This window comes from Pseudomonas sp. GW821-FHT02C04 (assembly GCF_059421845.1).
Map to the genome: position 1 here is coordinate 429,566 of NZ_JBWKVT010000006.1, position 18,809 is coordinate 448,374.

General features: G+C 58.7%; 22 protein-coding genes and 1 tRNA gene. 4 read left to right on the forward strand and 19 right to left on the reverse strand.

Annotation, left to right across the window (positions count from 1 at the left end):
- Positions 1-4: 4 nt before the first annotated feature.
- The 12 genes from rlmN to trmJ all read right to left on the reverse strand — a co-directional run bounded on the left by rlmN (position 5) and on the right by trmJ (position 9,014).
- Positions 5-1,153, reverse strand: coding sequence for a dual-specificity RNA methyltransferase RlmN (rlmN, locus tag AC07VV_RS22690; RefSeq protein WP_096818602.1), 1,149 nt, complete (start codon positions 1,151-1,153; stop codon positions 5-7).
- 29 nt (positions 1,154-1,182) lie between these two features.
- Positions 1,183-1,608, reverse strand: a complete 426-nt coding sequence (gene ndk, locus AC07VV_RS22695; RefSeq protein WP_007916882.1) for a nucleoside-diphosphate kinase — start codon at positions 1,606-1,608, stop codon at positions 1,183-1,185.
- An 88-nt stretch (positions 1,609-1,696) separates the two neighbouring features.
- The gene (iscX, locus tag AC07VV_RS22700; RefSeq protein ID WP_027619659.1) at positions 1,697-1,897 is read right to left on the reverse strand and encodes a Fe-S cluster assembly protein IscX; all 201 of its coding nucleotides are present in this window, start codon (positions 1,895-1,897) and stop codon (positions 1,697-1,699) included.
- Between the two features lie 14 nt (positions 1,898-1,911).
- Entirely contained in the window at positions 1,912-2,253 is a 342-nt protein-coding gene (gene fdx, locus AC07VV_RS22705; RefSeq protein WP_003227897.1) for an ISC system 2Fe-2S type ferredoxin, read from the reverse strand.
- Positions 2,253-4,118, reverse strand: coding sequence for a Fe-S protein assembly chaperone HscA (gene hscA, locus AC07VV_RS22710; RefSeq protein WP_495037541.1), 1,866 nt, complete (start codon positions 4,116-4,118; stop codon positions 2,253-2,255). The genes fdx and hscA overlap by 1 nt, the downstream gene beginning before the upstream one ends.
- 51 nt (positions 4,119-4,169) lie before the next feature.
- Positions 4,170-4,691, reverse strand: a complete 522-nt coding sequence (gene hscB, locus AC07VV_RS22715) for a co-chaperone HscB (RefSeq protein WP_457382498.1) — start codon at positions 4,689-4,691, stop codon at positions 4,170-4,172.
- A gap of 8 nt (positions 4,692-4,699) precedes the next feature.
- Positions 4,700-5,023 (reverse strand): iron-sulfur cluster assembly protein IscA, encoded by a 324-nt coding sequence (gene iscA, locus AC07VV_RS22720; protein ID WP_003227904.1) that lies wholly within the window; start codon positions 5,021-5,023, stop codon positions 4,700-4,702.
- Between the two features lie 28 nt (positions 5,024-5,051).
- On the reverse strand, positions 5,052-5,438 hold the full coding sequence (iscU, locus tag AC07VV_RS22725) for a Fe-S cluster assembly scaffold IscU (protein ID WP_003227907.1): 387 nt from the start codon (positions 5,436-5,438) through the stop codon (positions 5,052-5,054).
- A gap of 101 nt (positions 5,439-5,539) precedes the next feature.
- On the reverse strand, positions 5,540-6,754 hold the full coding sequence (locus tag AC07VV_RS22730) for an IscS subfamily cysteine desulfurase (RefSeq protein WP_007956689.1): 1,215 nt from the start codon (positions 6,752-6,754) through the stop codon (positions 5,540-5,542).
- Positions 6,755-6,804: 50 nt separating this feature from the next.
- Positions 6,805-7,296: a Fe-S cluster assembly transcriptional regulator IscR gene (gene iscR, locus AC07VV_RS22735; protein WP_007956690.1), complete on the reverse strand. Its 492-nt coding sequence runs from the start codon at positions 7,294-7,296 to the stop codon at positions 6,805-6,807.
- Positions 7,297-7,464: 168 nt separating this feature from the next.
- The gene (cysE, locus tag AC07VV_RS22740) at positions 7,465-8,241 is read right to left on the reverse strand and encodes a serine O-acetyltransferase (protein WP_085699842.1); all 777 of its coding nucleotides are present in this window, start codon (positions 8,239-8,241) and stop codon (positions 7,465-7,467) included.
- 2 nt (positions 8,242-8,243) lie between these two features.
- On the reverse strand, positions 8,244-9,014 hold the full coding sequence (trmJ, locus tag AC07VV_RS22745) for a tRNA (cytosine(32)/uridine(32)-2'-O)-methyltransferase TrmJ (protein ID WP_007956692.1): 771 nt from the start codon (positions 9,012-9,014) through the stop codon (positions 8,244-8,246).
- 145 nt (positions 9,015-9,159) lie between these two features.
- Here trmJ and suhB point away from each other — a divergent pair, with 145 nt between their 5' ends.
- Positions 9,160-9,978: a type III secretion system regulator SuhB gene (suhB, locus tag AC07VV_RS22750; RefSeq protein WP_085709393.1), complete on the forward strand. Its 819-nt coding sequence runs from the start codon at positions 9,160-9,162 to the stop codon at positions 9,976-9,978.
- Between the two features lie 136 nt (positions 9,979-10,114).
- On the opposite strand, the gene AC07VV_RS22755 is transcribed toward suhB, so the two are convergent.
- The 6 genes from AC07VV_RS22755 to queA form a co-directional block, all read right to left on the reverse strand.
- Entirely contained in the window at positions 10,115-10,663 is a 549-nt protein-coding gene (locus tag AC07VV_RS22755) for a glycine zipper 2TM domain-containing protein (protein ID WP_085709392.1), read from the reverse strand.
- A 131-nt stretch (positions 10,664-10,794) separates the two neighbouring features.
- A complete protein-coding gene (secF, locus tag AC07VV_RS22760; protein WP_249490501.1) occupies positions 10,795-11,709 on the reverse strand; it encodes a protein translocase subunit SecF in 915 nt (304 codons plus the stop codon).
- Between the two features lie 9 nt (positions 11,710-11,718).
- Entirely contained in the window at positions 11,719-13,587 is a 1,869-nt protein-coding gene (gene secD / locus AC07VV_RS22765) for a protein translocase subunit SecD (RefSeq protein WP_495037542.1), read from the reverse strand.
- Positions 13,588-13,651: 64 nt separating this feature from the next.
- Entirely contained in the window at positions 13,652-13,990 is a 339-nt protein-coding gene (gene yajC, locus AC07VV_RS22770; protein ID WP_003227923.1) for a preprotein translocase subunit YajC, read from the reverse strand.
- A 43-nt stretch (positions 13,991-14,033) separates the two neighbouring features.
- On the reverse strand, positions 14,034-15,149 hold the full coding sequence (gene tgt, locus AC07VV_RS22775; protein ID WP_161794909.1) for a tRNA guanosine(34) transglycosylase Tgt: 1,116 nt from the start codon (positions 15,147-15,149) through the stop codon (positions 14,034-14,036).
- Between the two features lie 14 nt (positions 15,150-15,163).
- Complete coding sequence (gene queA, locus AC07VV_RS22780; RefSeq protein WP_495037543.1) at positions 15,164-16,228, reverse strand: tRNA preQ1(34) S-adenosylmethionine ribosyltransferase-isomerase QueA; 1,065 nt, start codon at positions 16,226-16,228, stop codon at positions 15,164-15,166.
- Between the two features lie 108 nt (positions 16,229-16,336).
- On the opposite strand from queA, the gene AC07VV_RS22785 reads away from it, so the two are divergent.
- Positions 16,337-16,421 (forward strand) — tRNA-Leu (locus AC07VV_RS22785).
- A gap of 138 nt (positions 16,422-16,559) precedes the next feature.
- Positions 16,560-16,889 carry a hypothetical protein gene (locus tag AC07VV_RS22790; protein ID WP_493072483.1) on the forward strand — a complete coding sequence of 110 codons (330 nt, stop codon included), beginning with the start codon at positions 16,560-16,562 and terminating at the stop codon, positions 16,887-16,889.
- 34 nt (positions 16,890-16,923) lie between these two features.
- On the opposite strand, the gene AC07VV_RS22795 is transcribed toward AC07VV_RS22790, so the two are convergent.
- Positions 16,924-17,673, reverse strand: a complete 750-nt coding sequence (locus AC07VV_RS22795) for a hypothetical protein (protein ID WP_495037544.1) — start codon at positions 17,671-17,673, stop codon at positions 16,924-16,926.
- Between the two features lie 119 nt (positions 17,674-17,792).
- Here AC07VV_RS22795 and AC07VV_RS22800 point away from each other — a divergent pair, with 119 nt between their 5' ends.
- Complete coding sequence (locus tag AC07VV_RS22800) at positions 17,793-18,158, forward strand: hypothetical protein (protein WP_495037545.1); 366 nt, start codon at positions 17,793-17,795, stop codon at positions 18,156-18,158.
- The last annotated feature ends 651 nt before the right edge of the window (positions 18,159-18,809 follow it).

Genomic DNA, 18,809 nt, shown 5'->3' on the forward strand with positions numbered 1-18,809 from the left:
TCTCTTAGTTAGTGTTCGCGGCGTTCTGTGCCAGATCGCTGTCGGCGCTCAATTCGCGCACGGCGATGTAACGTTCGCTGCGACGGGTGCGATCCAGCACCTGCCCTACCAATTGACCGCAAGCCGCGTCGATGTCTTCACCACGAGTGGTGCGCACGGTCACGTTATAGCCTGCCTGGTGAAGCTGATCCTGGAACCGGCGGATGGCGTTGTTGCTCGGCCGCTCGTACCCGGAATGCGGGAACGGGTTGAACGGAATCAGGTTGATCTTGCAGGGAATATCCTTGAGCAGCTCGATCATTTCCACGGCGTGCTCAAGCTTGTCGTTGACGTCCTTGAGCAAGGTGTACTCGATGGTCAGCACGCGCTTCTCGCCCAGTTCGGACATGTAACGCTGGCACGACTCAAGCAGCATCTTAAGCGGATATTTCTTGTTGATCGGCACCAATTGGTTACGCAATGCGTCATTCGGTGCGTGCAGGGACAACGCCAGGGATACGTCGATGTGCTTGGCCAGCTCATCGATCATCGGCACCACACCCGACGTGGACAGGGTCACGCGGCGCTTGGAGATCCCGTAGCCCAGATCATCCATCATCAAATGCATGGCGGCCACGACGTTGTCGAAGTTCAGCAGCGGTTCGCCCATGCCCATCATCACCACGTTGGTGATGGCGCGGTCGATGGTAGCCGGAACACTGCCGAAGGATTTGTTGGCAATCCACACCTGACCGATGACTTCGGCGGCGGTGAGGTTGCTGTTGAAGCCTTGCTTGCCGGTGGAGCAGAAACTGCAGTCCAGGGCACAGCCTGCCTGGGACGAAACGCACAGAGTGCCGCGTTTGCCCTGGGGAATGTAAACGGTCTCGACACAGCTGCCGGACGCCACGCGCACCACCCACTTACGGGTGCCGTCGCTGGAGATGTCCTCGCTGACCACTTCGGGACCACGGACTTCAGCAATAGCCTTGAGCTTGTCGCGCAAGGCCTTGCTGACGTTCGTCATGGCGTCGAAATCATCCACGCCAAAGTGGTGAATCCATTTCATTACCTGACCGGCACGGAAACGCTTCTCCCCGATTGAGTCGAAGAATTTTTCCATTTCCGGCTGGGTCAGACCCAGCAGGTTGGTTTTAACAGTCGATGTAGTCATGGATTCACCTTCACTCTTTAAGCCAATGCTTAGCGAGTGGTTACTTCAGTAGCTGCGAAGAAGTACGAGATTTCACGAGCAGCAGCGGCTTCGGAGTCCGAACCGTGTACAGCGTTGGCGTCGATGGAATCAGCGAAGTCAGCACGGATGGTGCCGGCAGCAGCTTCTTTAGGGTTGGTAGCGCCCATCAGCTCACGGTTCAGAGCGATAGCGTTTTCGCCTTCCAGAACCTGAACAACAACTGGACCGGAGATCATGAAAGCAACCAGGTCGCCGAAGAAACCACGAGCGCTGTGCTCAGCGTAGAAGCCTTCAGCTTCGGCTTTGGACAGTTGCTTCAGTTTCGAAGCTACAACGCGCAGGCCTGCTTTTTCGAAACGAGTGGTGATCTCGCCGATGACGTTTTTTGCAACAGCGTCAGGCTTGATGATGGAGAAAGTACGTTGAACAGCCATGGTGTAACTCCAGAAACAGTAATTTGCGAAAAATTAAACCCGCGAATTATACGCGGGTTCTTGGGTATTGCCTAACCTGCAAGGACGATCAGTCTACTTCTTCGATCCAGAGCGCCTGGACCGCTTCCAACACCTTCTCGCCGACTCGGCCAGAGGTGTTGTCGAAATCAGGCAGTTCCATGATCCATCGCTGCAGGTCGACGAAATTGACAGAGAGCGGATCGACATCCGGCTTGGCTTCGGCCAGCTCTTCTGCAATACGTTGAACATCATTCCAACCGTAGCTCATGACAGTCTTACCAGTCAGTGCGGCGCTTCGGCCGCATGGTTAAGCGAATATTTCGGGATTTCGACGGTGATGTCTTCTTCACCCACGATAGCCTGACAGGCCAGACGCGACTGCGCCTCCAGACCCCATGCACGATCAAGGAAATCTTCCTCCAACTCGTCGGCTTCTTCCAGCGAGTCGAAACCCTCGCGAATGATGCAGTGACAAGTGGTGCACGCGCAGACGCCGCCGCAGGCGCTTTCCATCTCGATATGGTGTTCGTGGGCCAGATCGAGAATCGAAGTGCCGGGCTCAGCTTCGACAACCATGCCTTCAGGGCAGAACTTCTCGTGTGGCAGAAAAATGACCTGCGGCATCAGATATCCTCGATTTCATTCAGATTGCGCCCCGACAGAGCGGCTTTCACCGTCTGATCCATACGGCGGGCAGCAAAAGCATCGGTCACCTGCGACAGACGCTTGGTCTGCTGCTCGATGGCGTAACCATCGGTACCTTTCATCAGTTCGGTCAGTTCCTGCACCTGCAGATCGATGACCAGGCGCTCTTCGGCGTCGAGCAAACGCTCGCCATCTGCCTCAAGAGCGCCCTGGACCGCTTCGATCAGGCGCTGGGCATCGACTTGCTGCTCGCGCAGAACGCGGGCGACCTTGTCGTCATTGGCGTGCTGGAACGAATCTTTCAGCATCTTGGCGATTTCACCGTCGGTCAAACCATAGGACGGCTTGACCTGGATGCTGGCTTCAACGCCCGAGCCCAATTCACGGGCGGAAACGCTGAGCAGACCGTCGGCATCGACCTGGAAGGTCACGCGAATTTTCGCCGCACCGGCCACCATTGCCGGGATACCGCGCAATTCGAAGCGAGCCAGAGAACGGCAGTCGCTGATCAGCTCGCGCTCGCCCTGCAACACGTGGATCGCCATGGCCGACTGGCCATCTTTATAAGTCGTGAAGTCCTGGGCGCGAGCGACGGGAATGGTGGTGTTGCGCGGAATCACCTTCTCCATCAGGCCGCCCATGGTTTCCAGCCCCAGGGACAGCGGAATCACGTCGAGCAGCAGCAATTCGCCGCCATCGCGCTTGTTGCCAGCCAATGTATCCGCCTGGATCGCGGCCCCGATGGCCACCACTTGATCCGGGTCGATTTCAGTCAGCGGCTGACGACCGAAGGCTTCGGCGACAGCTTCGCGAACACGTGGAACGCGAGTCGAACCACCCACCATTACCACGGCGTGTACGTCTTCCAGCTCGACACCGGAATCTCGAACGGCGCGACGGCAAGCTTTCAGGCTGCGGGCGACCATTGGCTCGATCAGCGCATCGAAGGCTTCGCGGGTCAGTTGTGCTTTCCAGTCGCCGTAGGCCACTTCAACACTGTCGGCATCCGTCAGGGCTTCTTTGGCCGCGCAAGCGGTTTGCAACAAGCTGCGCTGTGCGCCCGGATCGAGGTCGGCGGACAAACCGGCGCTCTCGATGATCCAGCCGGCAATCGCGTGATCGAAGTCATCGCCACCCAGCGCGCTGTCGCCGCCGGTTGCGAGGACTTCGAAGACGCCGCCGGTCAGACGCAGAATCGAAATATCGAAAGTACCGCCACCCAGATCATAAATCGCGACCAGGCCTTCGGCATGCTGGTCCAGACCGTACGCCACCGCCGCCGCCGTCGGCTCGTTGAGCAGACGCAGCACATTCAGACCGGCGAGTTTCGCCGCATCCTTGGTGGCCTGGCGCTGAGCATCGTCGAAATACGCCGGAACGGTGATCACCGCGCCGACCAGTTCACCACCAAGGGTCGCCTCGGCGCGCTGACGCAACACCTTGAGGATATCGGCGGACACTTCGACCGGGCTTTTCGGACCCTGCACGGTGTCGATGAACGGCATGTGCGATTCGCCGCCGACAAAGCGGTACGGCAGTTGATCGCCCAACTGCTTGACGTCGGACAGACCACGGCCCATCAGGCGCTTGACCGACAGCACGGTATTCAGGGGATCGGAGGACGCGGCCAGCTTGGCCGACTCGCCGACTTCGACGCGGTCGGCGTGATAGCGCACGGCAGAAGGCAGGATGACTCGCCCTTCGGCGTCGGCCAGCGGCTCGGAAAGACCACTGCGCAACGCAGCGACCAGCGAATTGGTAGTGCCCAAGTCGATCCCCACAGCCAGACGACGCTGGTGCGGTTGAGGACTTTGGCCGGGTTCGGCGATCTGCAGTAGGGCCATCGTGATCAGGACTTATCTGTATATCAGGCGTGCGACCGGAGCGGCACTGGGTTAATCGTCGAGGCGCTCTTCTAACTGGCGCACTTCGTAGGTGAGCTTGTCGAGGAACTGCATGCGCCGCATCAGGCGTTCGGCCTGTTCGCGCTGCGCTGCATCATCCCAACAGGCTGCGAAGCTTTCGTTCAGCTCATCCTGGGCGGTTTTCAGGCGACGCTTGAAGGCCGCGACACCGTCCAGGTCGGCACTGTCCTGCAGATCTTCGAGTTCTTCGCGCCATTGCATCTGCTGCAGAAGAAACTCGGGATCGTGGACCGTGACTTCCATCGGCACTTCATGCCCACTGATCGTCAGCAGGTAACGTGCACGCTGGGCCGGACTCTTGAGCGTCTGATAGGCGTCGTTGAGCCGCGCAGACTGTTCGAGCGCCGAACGCTGCTCGCGCTCGGAAGCATCGGCGAAGCGGTCAGGGTGAACACCGCGCGCCAGCTCGCGATAGCGCGTGGCCAACTGTTCGAGATCCAGACGAAAGCCCGGTTGCAGCTCGAATAAAGCGAAATGACAAGGAATACCCACGACAAGCCTCAGATGTTGAAGCTTTCGCCGCAGCCACATTCACCGCGCACGTTGGGGTTGTTGAACTTGAAGCCTTCGTTCAACCCTTCCTTGACGAAATCGAGCTCGGTGCCGTCGAGGTAAGCCAGGCTTTTCGGGTCGATAATCACTTTTTCGCCGTGACTTTCGAACACCTGATCTTCTGCAACCACCTCGTCGACAAACTCCAGCACGTAGGCAAGGCCGGAACAGCCCGTGGTGCGAACACCCAGACGAATCCCTTCACCCTTGCCGCGCCCGTCGAGGGAGCGTCGCACGTGTCGAGCAGCCGCTTCTGTCATGCTGATAGCCATCGTTGACTCCTTACTCGTCGCCCAATGCTTAGATCAAGCCTTTCTTCTGCTTGTAATCGCGAACAGCCGCCTTGATGGCGTCTTCAGCGAGTACCGAGCAGTGGATTTTCACTGGCGGCAGGGCCAGTTCTTCGGCCAGCTGGGTGTTCTTGATGGTTTCAGCTTCGTCCAGGGTCTTGCCCTTCATCCACTCGGTGGCGAGGGAGCTGGAGGCGATAGCCGAACCGCAGCCGTAAGTCTTGAACTTGGCGTCTTCGATAACGCCCTGATCGTTGACCTTGATCTGCAGACGCATCACGTCGCCGCATGCCGGAGCGCCGACCATGCCGGTGCCGACATCCGGGTCTTCGGCATTCATCTTGCCGACGTTACGCGGGTTTTCGTAGTGGTCGATGACCTTTTCGCTGTAAGCCATGATTCTCAATCCTCACTCATCAGGGCCGCTCTTGAGACCCTGCAACTGCGCTGCGTAAACCGCCGCGTCGCTACAGGATCTGTATCCGGCGGCTTCTATATTTAGTGTGCCGCCCACTCGATCTTCGAGATATCGACGCCGTCTTTGTACATGTCCCACAGCGGCGACAGAGCGCGCAGCTTGGTAACGGCCTCGCAGACTTTCTGCGCGGCGTAGTCGATTTCTTCTTCGGTGGTGAAGCGGCCGAAGGTGAAACGGATCGAGCTGTGTGCCAGCTCGTCGTTGCGGCCCAGGGCGCGCAGTACGTACGAAGGCTCAAGCGACGCCGAGGTGCAGGCCGAACCGGACGACACCGCCAGATCCTTGAGCGCCATGATCAGCGACTCGCCTTCAACGTAGTTGAAGCTCAGGTTCAGGTTGTGCGGAACGCGGGCGGTCAGGCTGCCGTTGACGTACAGCTCTTCCAGATGCTCGACCTGCTTGTAGAAACGGTCGCTCAACGCTTTGATACGAACGTTTTCGGCAGCCATGTCTTCCTTGGCCACACGGAACGCTTCGCCCATGCCGACGATCTGGTGGGTCGCCAGGGTGCCGGAACGCATGCCACGTTCGTGACCGCCACCGTGCATGGTCGCTTCGATGCGCACACGCGGCTTGCGGCTGACGTACAGCGCGCCGATGCCTTTAGGGCCGTAGGTTTTGTGAGCAGAGAACGACATCATGTCGACTTTCAGCTTCTGCAGGTCGATCTCGACCTTGCCGGTGGACTGAGCGGCGTCGACATGGAACAGGATGCCTTTGGAACGAAGCAGTTCGCCGATGGCAGCGATGTCGTTGACGGTGCCGATTTCGTTGTTCACGTGCATCACCGACACCAGGATGGTGTCTTCGCGCAACGCGGCTTCGATCATGGCCGGCGTGATCAAACCGTCTTCGGTTGGATCGAGGTAGGTCACTTCAAAACCTTCACGCTCCAGCTGGCGCATGGTGTCGAGGACAGCCTTGTGCTCGATCTTGGAGGTGATCAGGTGTTTGCCCTTGGAGGCGTAGAAATGTGCCGCACCCTTGATTGCCAGGTTGTCGGACTCGGTGGCACCGGAGGTCCAGACGATTTCACGCGGGTCGGCATTAACCAGATCGGCCACCTGACGACGAGCGTTTTCGACGGACTCTTCGGCCTTCCAGCCGAACACGTGGGAACGGGACGCCGGGTTACCGAAGTTTCCGTCGACCAGCAGGCATTCACTCATTTTTTGCGCAACGCGCGGATCGACCGGGGTGGTCGCAGAGTAATCAAGGTAAATCGGCAATTTCATGGACTATCTCCTAAATCAGGCTGGCTGGCGTGCCGCTAGCTCTCTGGCTGTCATTCGACGGCGGACGCTTCAATCTTGTCCAGGCGCGGCGCCTTGCCATTGCAACGACGCTGATCCTGACGCTGGGCCACTTCCTGCACCTCACGGCGAGTTACGAGGTCGGCCAAGCTGATACCGCTGAGAAATTCGTGAATCTGCAGGCTCAGGTCGCACCACAGGTGATGGGTCAGGCAGGTGTCACCGGAGTGACAGTCGCCCTGGCCCTGGCATTTTGTTGCATCGACCGATTCGTTCACCGCATCGATCACCTGAGCGACCTGGATGCCCTGCATGTCGCGGGACAACTGGTAGCCACCGCCCGGACCGCGAACACTGGAAACCAGGTTACTGCGGCGCAGCTTTGCGAACAGCTGTTCGAGATAGGACAGGGAGATGCCTTGGCGCTCGGAGATATCGGCCAGGGACACCGGCCCGTGTTGCGCGTGCAACGCCAGATCAAGCATGGCGGTCACGGCGTATCGGCCTTTTGTAGTCAGTCGCATGGACAATTACCACGGAGTTCGGAATGGACGGGAGTATGCAATTCCCGAGCATTTAAGTCAACTATAAGACCTAGTGCTTTAGTCGGGTTTACCCGCAAAAGAGCGCGCGAATGATAGCAGGGTCTGCGGCCTAATGGCACACCAGTCGGCAGCAGCCCTGCAAGTGCGTCAGTGGAGCTTCGATTCGTCCTTGCCCTTGACGCAGGCGAAGTCTTCTTCACGCAGCTCGGGCAGATCTTTCGCACAGTAATTACTGCCCAGATCCTTCAGCGCACCGCACATCCCTTCCAGACGCCCGTCCACCGCCTGCAGGTGATCGAGCAACTGACCGATGGCACGCGCCACCGGGTCAGGCATGTCTTCGCTGACGCCGTAGGCATCGAAACCGATCTTCTCGGCCATGGCTTTGCGCTTGGCGTCGACTTCATCATCGGACTTGACGATGATCCGGCCTGGGATGCCCACCACCGTGGCACCTGGCGGCACTTCCTTGGTCACTACGGCATTGGAGCCGACCTTGGCACCGGCGCCGACCGTGAACGGACCGAGCACCTTCGCACCCGCCCCCACTACTACGCCATCACCCAGCGTCGGGTGACGCTTGCCCTTGTTCCAGCTGGTGCCGCCAAGGGTCACACCCTGATAGATGGTGACGTCATCGCCGATCTCAGCGGTTTCGCCAATGACGATGCCCATGCCATGGTCGATGAAGAAGCGACGACCGACCTTGGCGCCCGGATGAATCTCGATACCGGTCAACCAGCGACCGAAGTTCGATACCAGCCGCGCCAGCCATTTCAGATCGTTGCGCCAGAGCATGCCGGCCAGCCGATGAATCCAGATTGCATGCATGCCGGGGTAGCAGGTCAGGACTTCAAAAGCGTTACGCGCCGCCGGGTCTCGGTGGAATACGCTCTGGATATCTTCACGCAAACGCTCGAACATCATTAATCCTTCCGTTTAAGGAGCTCGCCACGGGCCGCTTTCTGGGTTTCCGTGAGGATGCCACGCAAAATATTCATTTCCGCCCGACTGACCGAGCTGCGTCCGTACAACCGGCGCAGGCGCGCCATCAAGTGCCGCGGTTTTTCCGGATCGAGGAATTCGATGGCCACCAGGGTCTGTTCCAGGTGCTCATAGAATCGCTCCAGCTCATCCATGGTCGCCAGCTCGGCGCTTTTCACGGAGGCCACTTCTTCCTTCTCGATCTTGGTCGGCTGCCCTTGTGCGGCCAGCCAGGCCATGCGCACTTCATAACTCAACACCTGCACCGCCGCCCCGAGGTTCAGCGAGCTGAATTCAGGATCTGAGGGGATGTGCACGTGATAGTGACATCGCTGCAGCTCGTCATTGGTCAGGCCGGAATCTTCACGACCGAACACCAGCGCAATTTCCGCGCCCTGCCCGGCTTCCTCGACTACTTTGGTCCCGCATTCGCGCGGATCCAGCAGTGGCCAGGGGATGCGCCGGTCACGGGCACTGGTGCCGAGCACCAGATTGCAGCCGACCAGGGCGTCTTCCAAAGTGGCGACGACTTGCGCGTTTTCAAGGATGTCACCGGCACCGGAGGCGCGAGCATCGGCTTCGTGGTGCGGGAAGACTCGCGGATCGACCAGCACCAATCGCGACAGGCCCATGTTTTTCATGGCGCGCGCGGTCCCGCCGATGTTTCCCGGATGGCTGGTATTGACCAGGACGACACGAATATTTTGCAGCACGGCGGGCGCTCTCGGACTCGGCAAAGGGGTGCAAATCTTACAGAACAGCCTACCGTTAAGCTATGAAAGCGAACAGCGACCTTCACCTGAAGAAAAGTTCTGATAGAATGCGCGGCTTTCTTTAACAACCTTAGGTGACACATCCATGCAGCCCATGCTGAATATCGCGCTGCGCGCCGCCCGCAGCGCCAGTGAACTGATCTTCCGCTCCATCGAGCGCCTGGATACCATCAAGGTCGACGAAAAAGACGCCAAGGATTATGTATCCGAGGTCGATCGCGCCGCCGAACAGAAAATCATCGATGCTCTGCGCAAGGCTTACCCGAATCACTCGATCATGGGTGAAGAGACCGGCATGCACGCCGGTAGCGGTATTGAAGGCGAAGAATACCTGTGGATCATCGACCCACTGGACGGCACCACCAACTTCCTGCGCGGCATTCCTCACTTTGCTGTCAGCATCGCCTGCAAATACCGTGGTCGCCTGGAACACGCCGTTGTTCTGGACCCGGTTCGTCAGGAAGAATTCACCGCCAGCCGTGGTCGCGGCGCTCAACTGAACGGTCGTCGCCTGCGTGTCAGCGGTCGTACCAGCCTGGACGGCGCTCTGCTCGGCACCGGTTTCCCGTTCCGTGACGACCAGATGGACAACCTCGACAACTACCTGGGCATGTTCCGCGCCCTGGTTGGCCAGACTGCCGGCATCCGCCGCGCCGGTTCGGCAAGCCTGGACCTGGCCTACGTGGCCGCCGGTCGTTTCGACGCCTTCTGGGAGTCGGGCCTGTCCGAGTGGGACATGGCTGCTGGCGCCCTGCTGATTCAGGAAGCAGGCGGCCTGGTGAGCGACTTCACCGGTGGTCACGACTTCCTCGAAAAAGGCCACGTCGTTGCCGGCAACACCAAATGCTTCAAGGCAGTTCTGACGGCGATCCAGCCGCACCTGCCGGCTTCGCTGAAGCGCTAAGCGTTTCGCGAACCCCAAAAAAGCACCCTTCGGGGTGCTTTTTTTATGCCTGTAATTTGATTACGGGCTGCCGCTTCCCGAATCACGGGCATAAAAAAGCACCCCGAAGGGTGCTTCCTTTTCAGCATTCAGCAGATCACTGCCCCGGCTGCGCCTGAGACAGGATCAGCTTGCCTTCCTTGTCGACCGGAATCTGGTTGCCCGGATCACGATCCATCCGCACTTTGCCTTCCTTGCCGTCCAGCGAGTAGCGGACGTCATAGCCTACAACCTTGTCGCTGATGTCATTCACCGTATTACAGCGAGTCTGGGTGGTGGTGTAGGTATCGCGATTCTGCATGCCTTCCTGCACCTTGTTGCCGGCATAACCGCCACCGACCGCACCAGCCACCGTGGCAATCTTCTTGCCGGTGCCGCCGCCGATCTGGTTACCCAGCAAACCACCTGCCACGGCACCGATGGCGGTACCGAGAATCTGGTGTTGATCCTTGACCGGCGCCTGCCGGGTCACAGCGACATCCTTGCACACTTCACGTGGAGTCTTGATTTGTGTTTTGACCGGTTCTACGGCCAGCACTTGCGCATACTCAGGGCCGCTTTTAACCAGGCTGTAGGTGGCAACAGCACCCCCGGCAGTCACACCGACAGCACCCAATACCGCACCAACCAGTAACGACTTGTTCACATGAACCTCCTGACCATCACATGCGGGACACGCCCGCGCTTCTCCCAGCCTTGGAGCAAAAAAAAAGACGCGAGTTCAACTCGCGTCTTTTTTGTCTTGTACCGCCGGGAGAATGCTCTGGAAGCAGAGCCTCAAGGACGGTCGTCGACTTCCTTCTCGGTGTTGGCCGGAGGAATCAGGTCTTCCGTGGACAGGTTCAGCCAGATCAGCACCACGTTCGCGATGTAGATCGACGAGTAGGTACCCGCCAGAACACCCACCAGCAGCGCCAGGGAGAAGCCGTACAGGTTGTCACCGCCGAAGAACAGCAGCGCCGCGATGGCCAGCAAGGTGGAAACCGAAGTCGCGATCGTCCGCAGCAGGGTCTGGGTGGTCGAGATGTTGATGTTCTCGATCAGCGAAGCCTTGCGCAGTACGCGGAAGTTCTCACGCACCCGGTCGAATACGACGATGGTGTCGTTCAGCGAGTAGCCGATGATCGCCAGTACCGCCGCCAGCACCGTCAGGTCGAAGGTGATCTGGAAGAACGACAGGATACCGACAGTCACGATCACGTCGTGAATCAGCGAAACGATGGCGCCGACCGCGAATTTCCACTGAAAGCGAAAAGCCAGGTAGATCAGGATGCCGCCGAGCGCCAGCAGCATGCCGAGGCCGCCCTGGTCACGCAGCTCTTCACCGACCTGCGGGCCGACGAATTCGACGCGCTTGACCGTTGCCGGGTTGTCGCCACCGACTTTCTGCAGCGCTTGCGCTACCTGATGACCCAACTGTGGATCTTCACCCGGCATACGCACCAGCAGATCGGTGGTCGCACCGAAGTTCTGCACGATGGCTTCGTGATAGCCGGCGGTGGTCAGTTGATCACGCACCTTGGTGACATCGGCCGGACGCTCGTAGGTCAGCTCGATGAGCGTACCGCCGGTGAAGTCCAGACCCCAGTTCATGCCCTTGTGGAATACGCTGAAAACAGCCAGCAAGGTCAGGAACACTGTGACGCCGAACGCGAAGTTGCGGACGCCCATGAAGTTGATTGTACGTAACATGGCAGCCCCTTAAATCCACAACTTCTTGAAGTCACGACCGCCGAAGATCAGGTTGACCATCGCGCGGGTGACCATGATGGCCGTGAACATCGAAGTCAGAACCCCGAGGGACATGGTTACTGCGAAGCCCTTCACCGGGCCGGTGCCCATGGCGAAGAGAATGCCGCCGACCAGCAATGTGGTCAGGTTGGCGTCGAGAATCGCAGTGAATGCCCGACCGAAGCCTTCGTTGATTGCACGCTGCACGGTCATGCCGGCGGCGATCTCTTCACGGATCCGCGAGAAGATCAGCACGTTGGCGTCGACCGCCATACCCATGGTCAACACGATACCGGCGATACCCGGCAGGGTCAGCGTGGCACCCAGCAGCGACATCAGTGCCAGCAGCAGCACCATGTTCACCGACAGCGCGACGGTCGCGATCAGGCCGAAGAAGCGGTAGATGGCGATGATGAACAGCGAGACGAACAGCATGCCCCACAGCGATGCATCGATACCCTTGGTGATGTTGTCCGCACCCAGGCTAGGGCCGATGGTGCGTTCTTCAGCAAAGTACATCGGAGCGGCCAGACCACCGGCACGCAGCAGCAGCGCCAGTTCGGACGATTCGCCCTGGCCGTTCAGGCCGGTGATACGGAATTGCGCACCCAGCGGCGACTGAATGGTCGCCAGGCTGATGATCTTCTTCTCTTCCTTGAACGTCTGTACGGCAACGTCTTTCTCGACGCCGTCGACCATCTGCTTGACGTAGGTGGTCACCGGGCGCTGTTCGATGAAGATCACCGCCATGCTGCGACCAACGTTGCTGCGGGTCGCGCGGCTCATCAGTTCGCCACCGTGGCCATCCAGACGGATGTTCACTTCAGGGGTGCCGTGCTCGCCGAAACCGGCCTTGGCGTCAGTTACCTGGTCACCGGTGATGATCAGGCCCCGCTCGATCTGTGCAGGAGGACGCTTGCCTTCGCGGAACTCGAAAGTCTCGGAAGTGGCTTTCGAAGCACCCGGCTCGGCGGCCAGACGGAACTCGAGGTTGGCCGTCTTGCCGAGGATACGCTTGGCTTCGGCAGTGTCCTGTACACCCGGCAGCTCAACCACGATACGGTTGGCACCCTGACGCTGAACGATCGGTTCGGCAACACCCAGCTCGTTGACGCGGTTACGTACCGTGGTCAAGTTCTGCTTGATGGAGTATTCACGGATTTCCGCCAGTTTGGCCGGGGTCATCGCCAGACGCAGCACCGGTTGACCGTTGAGGTCGGCCGGAACAATGTCGAAATCGTTGAAATTCTTGCGGATCAGCACGCGGGCCTGTTCGCGGGAATCTTCATCGCTGAAGCCCAACTGAATGGCACCGCCCAGTTGCGGCAGGCTGCGATAGCGCAGTTTTTCTTTGCGCAACAGGCTCTTGACGTCGCCTTCATAGACTTTCAGGCGTGCATCAAGGGCTTTTTCCATGTCCACTTCCAGCAGGAAGTGCACACCACCGGACAAGTCCAGACCCAGCTTCATCGGGTGCGCGGCTACGCTGCGCAGCCATTGCGGGGTGGTCTGTGCCAGGTTCAGCGCGACGACGTAGTCATCACCCAATGCCTTGCGGACAACGTCCTTGGCCGGCAGCTGGTCTTCAGCCTTGGTCAGACGGATCAGACCGCCCTTGCCGTTCGCAGCCAGGCTCGAGGCCTTGACGTTGATCCCGGACTCCTTGAGCGCGGTGCTCACGCGATCCAGATCGGCCTGGTTGACCTGCAGGGCCGTGCTGGCACCGCTGATCTGAATGGCCGGGTCATCGGGGTATAGATTCGGAGCGGAATAAATCAGACCGATCGCCAGCACCGCCAGGATCAGAATGTATTTCCACAGAGGATATTTGTTCAGCATCACGCCGCCCGTTATGAACGCGGGGCGCCTTGCGCGCCCCGTCGATTGAGTAGAAGTTGGAACCTTAGATCGCTTTCAGCGTGCCTTTTGGCAGCGTGGCGGCGATGGCGCCCTTCTGGAACTTCATTTCCACGGTGTCGGAAACCTCCAGAACCACGAAGTCGTCGGCCACTTTGGTGATCTTGCCGGCGATGCCGCCGGTGGTAACCACTTCGTCACCCTTCGCCAGGCTGCTCAGCAGGTTCTTCTGCTCTTTGGCGCGCTTGGCCTGTGGACGCCAGATCATCAGGTAGAAGATGACCAGGAAGCCGACCAGGAAAATCCACTCGAAGCCGCCGCCCATTGGGCCGGCTGCTGCCGGTGCAGCCGCGTCAGCCATGGCATTAGAGATAAAAAAGCTCATTTAGCACTCCAGTTGCAAATGTTGAATCTTGGGGTCAGAAAACTCAGTCCAAAGGCGGAACGGGAAGCCCGCGTTTGGCGTAGAAGGCATCGACAAAGGCGGCCAATGTACCCTGTTGAATAGCCTCGCGCAAACCAGCCATCAGCACCTGATAATGGCGCAAATTGTGGATGGTATTGAGCATGCTGCCGAGCATTTCGCCGCACTTGTCCAGATGATGCAGATAAGCGCGCGAGAAGTTCTGGCAGGTATAGCAATCGCAGGTCGGATCCAGCGGCGAATCATCATGGCGATGGAACGCGTTACGGATCTTCAGCACGCCTGTATCAATGAACAGATGCCCATTGCGGGCATTACGGGTTGGCATCACGCAATCGAACATGTCCACACCGCGGCGCACACCCTCAACCAGATCTTCCGGTTTGCCAACGCCCATAAGGTAACGAGGTTTGTCAGCCGGCATCATGCCCGGCAGATAATCCAGCACCTTGATCATTTCGTGCTTGGGCTCGCCCACCGACAGGCCGCCGATGGCCAGACCGTCGAAGCCGATCTTGTCCAGTCCTTCCAGAGAACGCATGCGCAGGTCCTGGTGCATGCCGCCCTGAACGATGCCGAACAGCGCCGCTGTGTTGTCGCCATGGGCATTCTTCGAGCGCTGAGCCCAGCGCAACGACAGCTCCATGGAAACACGGGCTACGTCTTCATCGGCCGGGTACGGGGTGCATTCGTCGAAGATCATCACGATGTCCGAGCCCAGATCACGCTGGACCTGCATCGATTCTTCCGGCCCCATGAACACTTTCGAGCCGTCGACCGGGGAGGCGAAGGTCACGCCCTCCTCCTTGATCTTGCGCATGGCGCCAAGGCTGAAGACCTGGAAGCCGCCGGAGTCGGTGAGGATCGGACCTTTCCACTGCATGAAATCGTGCAGGTCGCCGTGCTCCTTGATCACTTCAGTGCCAGGACGCAGCCACAGGTGGAAGGTGTTACCCAGAATGATTTCTGCACCAGTGGCCACGATGTCACGCGGCAACATGCCTTTGACCGTGCCGTAGGTGCCCACAGGCATGAAGGCCGGGGTCTCGACGGTGCCACGGGGGAAGGTCAGGCGACCACGACGAGCCTTGCCGTCGGTGGCCAGGAGCTCGAAGGACATGCGGCATTGGCGACTCATTCTGTTTCCTCGGGGCCTGTTTCTTTAGGGGCAGTAGGTGCGGGGTTACGAGTGATGAACATCGCATCACCGTAGCTGAAAAAGCGGTATTCGTTTTCGACGGCGGCCTTGTAGGCAGCCATGGTCTCGGGATAACCGGCGAACGCCGAGACCAGCATCAACAACGTGGACTCAGGCAAATGGAAATTGGTGACCAGGGCGTCGACCACATGGAACGGCCGGCCCGGGAAGATAAAGATATCGGTGTCGCCACTGAACGGCTTGAGCACGCCATCGCGAGCGGCGCTCTCCAGCGAACGCACGCTGGTGGTGCCCACGGCAATCACCCGACCGCCACGCGCACGGCAGGCAGCGACTGCATCGACCACGTCCTGGCCGACTTCCAGCCATTCGCTGTGCATGTGGTGATCTTCGAGCTTTTCGACACGCACCGGCTGGAACGTACCCGCACCGACATGCAACGTAACGAACGTGGTCTCGACGCCCTTGGCGGCGATCGCTTCCATCAGCGTCTGGTCGAAGTGCAGCCCGGCGGTCGGCGCTGCCACCGCGCCGAGCTTCTCGGCGTACACGGTCTGATAACGCTCGCGATCCGAGCCTTCGTCCGGGCGGTCGATATAAGGCGGCAGCGGCATGTGCCCGACGCGGTCGAGGAGCGGCAGCACTTCTTCGGCGAAACCCAACTCGAACAGGGCATCGTGGCGAGCCAGCATCTCGGCCTCGCCTCCACCGTCGATGAGGATCTTCGAACCCGGTTTCGGCGACTTGCTGGAGCGCACATGGGCCAGCACGCGGTGCGTGTCGAGCACTCGCTCGATGAGGATTTCCAGCTTGCCGCCAGACGCCTTCTGACCGAACAGCCGTGCCGGAATCACCCGGGTATTGTTGAACACCATCAAATCGCCCGGGCGCAGATGCTCAAGCAGATCAGTGAATTGACGGTGTGCCAGGGCGCCGCTGACCCCATCCAGGGTCAACAGGCGACTACCGCGACGCTCGGCCAAAGGGTGGCGGGCGATCAGCGAATCAGGAAGCTCGAAGGTAAAGTCAGCAACGCGCATGATGGAGTTCGTCTAGCAGGGCCGGAAAGTCTAGCGGAAATATCGAAAATTGACCATGAAACGTGATTGACCAACGGTAGGTACCTCTCTATACTTCGCCGCCATTGAGCCCTGATGGCGGAATTGGTAGACGCGGCGGATTCAAAATCCGTTTTCGAAAGGAGTGGGAGTTCGAGTCTCCCTCGGGGCACCAAAATTAAGAAAGGTCTTGCTTAGCAAGGCCTTTTTTTTCGCCTGCCGGAAAGTAGCTGCCGTAGTAAGAGCTGCCGAAGGCTGCGATCTTTTGATCTTCCTCTGTTTCACCGACAGGACATCTCAAAGGATTCACTGCATGGAAACGTCACTGGAAACCGTCGCCCTGTTCTCCCTCAAGCTCGCTTACGAGGAAGAAGGCCTGAGCCCGATTCTGCGGGATGACATGGTCATGGGTGATTATCAGAAAGACGTATTCGAGTTGCTGGTGCGACGTGGGGATGTCGAAACCATCCAGTTCAAGATGAACGAGTGCCTGGAATTGGCGATGGATGCGCTGGGTGGCGTTGAGAAACCGTTGGGGCGGGAACTGCACAAGTTGTCGACCGACTTCAGTCACGCGCAGTCGCTGGAGCAGCTGGATCAGCCGCTCCTCGCGCTCAAGGGTTATTTGAAGGACATTCTGTAATCAGACGCGCGATCTGAAGAAACAGCCCCTCGGATTACTTCCGCACTTTTACCACTTGAATGTCGACGGGGAACCCACCTGCCCCTTCCAGTTTCTTCCATCCCACGTATTGAAAAATCGCGTCCCGATCGATGGTATCACCCCTCTCCACCATTGCTCCGCCCAGCACCGCGACCTCTCTATAGATTGCGCAGCTGCCCTCATCGGGATGGGCGGTGTAGATCACATAGGGTTTGTCGTATCGCACGGCACGAAAATGTCGGCCGCAACCCCAGTCGACCGTGATCATCAATGTCTTCAGTAACGCTTCGCCATCCGTTTCCGGATCCTCGGCGATCTCGTGGAGTTTGCCGAGTTTGCCGACGTCACTAAAGCCCAGAGCGCGGGCGCGCTTGTATTCCGGGGACTCCAAATGTTCGGCCTCAGCCTTTAAGGCTTGCTGCAGAATCTCTTTGTCCTGGACGTTATGTTCGTTGTTCGAGATCTCGGTCGCTTGGGCAATGACGTTTTCGCAACGGGCATAATCGGGAGAGGCAAGGTTTGCTTGGGTGAGGTGCCTGCGATGGATGAAAACAGGTGGTATCAAGCTATCGACGTGCAACATCGCCTCCCTGGCAGTAATTGTCCCGTTTTGAACGTTGTTCACCACCTGCTGAAAACGCCCACAATCGGAGAGGTATCCCTTCCAGGCGACCTCCGGGGTTTCGGCGGCAAGTGCCGGGGTCATTCCGATCGAGAGAAGGACAGCGCCGAGCAGGCGCGAGACAGAAGAAACGCTAGGCATGTGTAGTCCGTTACGCAGATGAAGAAAGTGGCGCGAAGCTACTATTTTGCTATCTTGCCGTCCACTCTCGCCGGACGCCTATCGCCCGCCTCTGTTATCGCGCACTCGGGAATAAACCAATGGATGCTTTGTTGTGCTTGCTGGTGATGGCCGGGACCTGGTTGTGGGTGGTCAAGCAACGGGGTAAGTGGAACTTGTTTCTTGGCAACCTTGCAGGCGCCGGAAGTAGCGTGGTAACCGGCATTGTGTTCACGCTGATTTACGATGGGGTCATTGGTACGACGATGGCGACACCCAACCTGGATCGCAGTCTGGTGGTGTTCATCACAAGCGCGAGCGTTCTGGCGGGGGTATGGTTGTGGATTGCCAATCGCCGTCAACCGGAACATCCGGTTGCACGTCAGTTGCTGGGTGCGGTGTGTGGGTTTGCCGCCGGCATGGCGACCCTGCTGTTTCTTGCGGTGAATTATTTCCCCAACATGTGATCGGACGGCGTGACTGTTTTGCTGTCTGGCCGCCCATCGTTAGCGCTCACTTCGCAGAAAATGAATCAGTCCCCTTTTTCCAGCTTTCCCTCAAACTCGCTTATGAGGAAGAAGGCTTGAGCCCACACTCTGCGCGATGATCTGGTCATGGGGGATTACCAAGGGGCTTTTGCTGCCAGGGATAATGTCACCATCTTTTCTAGACAGCTCCACCCTCATCTTTCGAGACAGTCTCAACGGCAGCTTATCGATTTTTTGTTGCCACGCCCCTAGCAGCTTGGCGGCATCATCGTTGACTGCAAAACCATCGCGATACATCCGGCACTGACAAGGCCGAGAGAGCGTCGTAACCAGCCTCCAAGCGACTCAACCCAACAAACCTCACAAGGTAGTCCAGCTCTTCAGGGGCGCCCTGGAGGGCCTCTCATGAGATACCGACACCCCAGCGGCAAATGGCCGCCAATCGCACTGTGTCCGGCATGAAGGCTTCCTTGGAAAGTACAAAAGCTAGGGCTGAACCTTAGCATTGTCGGCAGGCGAGGACAGCCGCAAGGCGTCCGAGAATGTCGTACGAACTTTCCTGCGGGCAAAACAAAACCCCAACTGCTTTCGCAATTGGGGTTTCGGAATTTAATCTTGACGATGACCTAC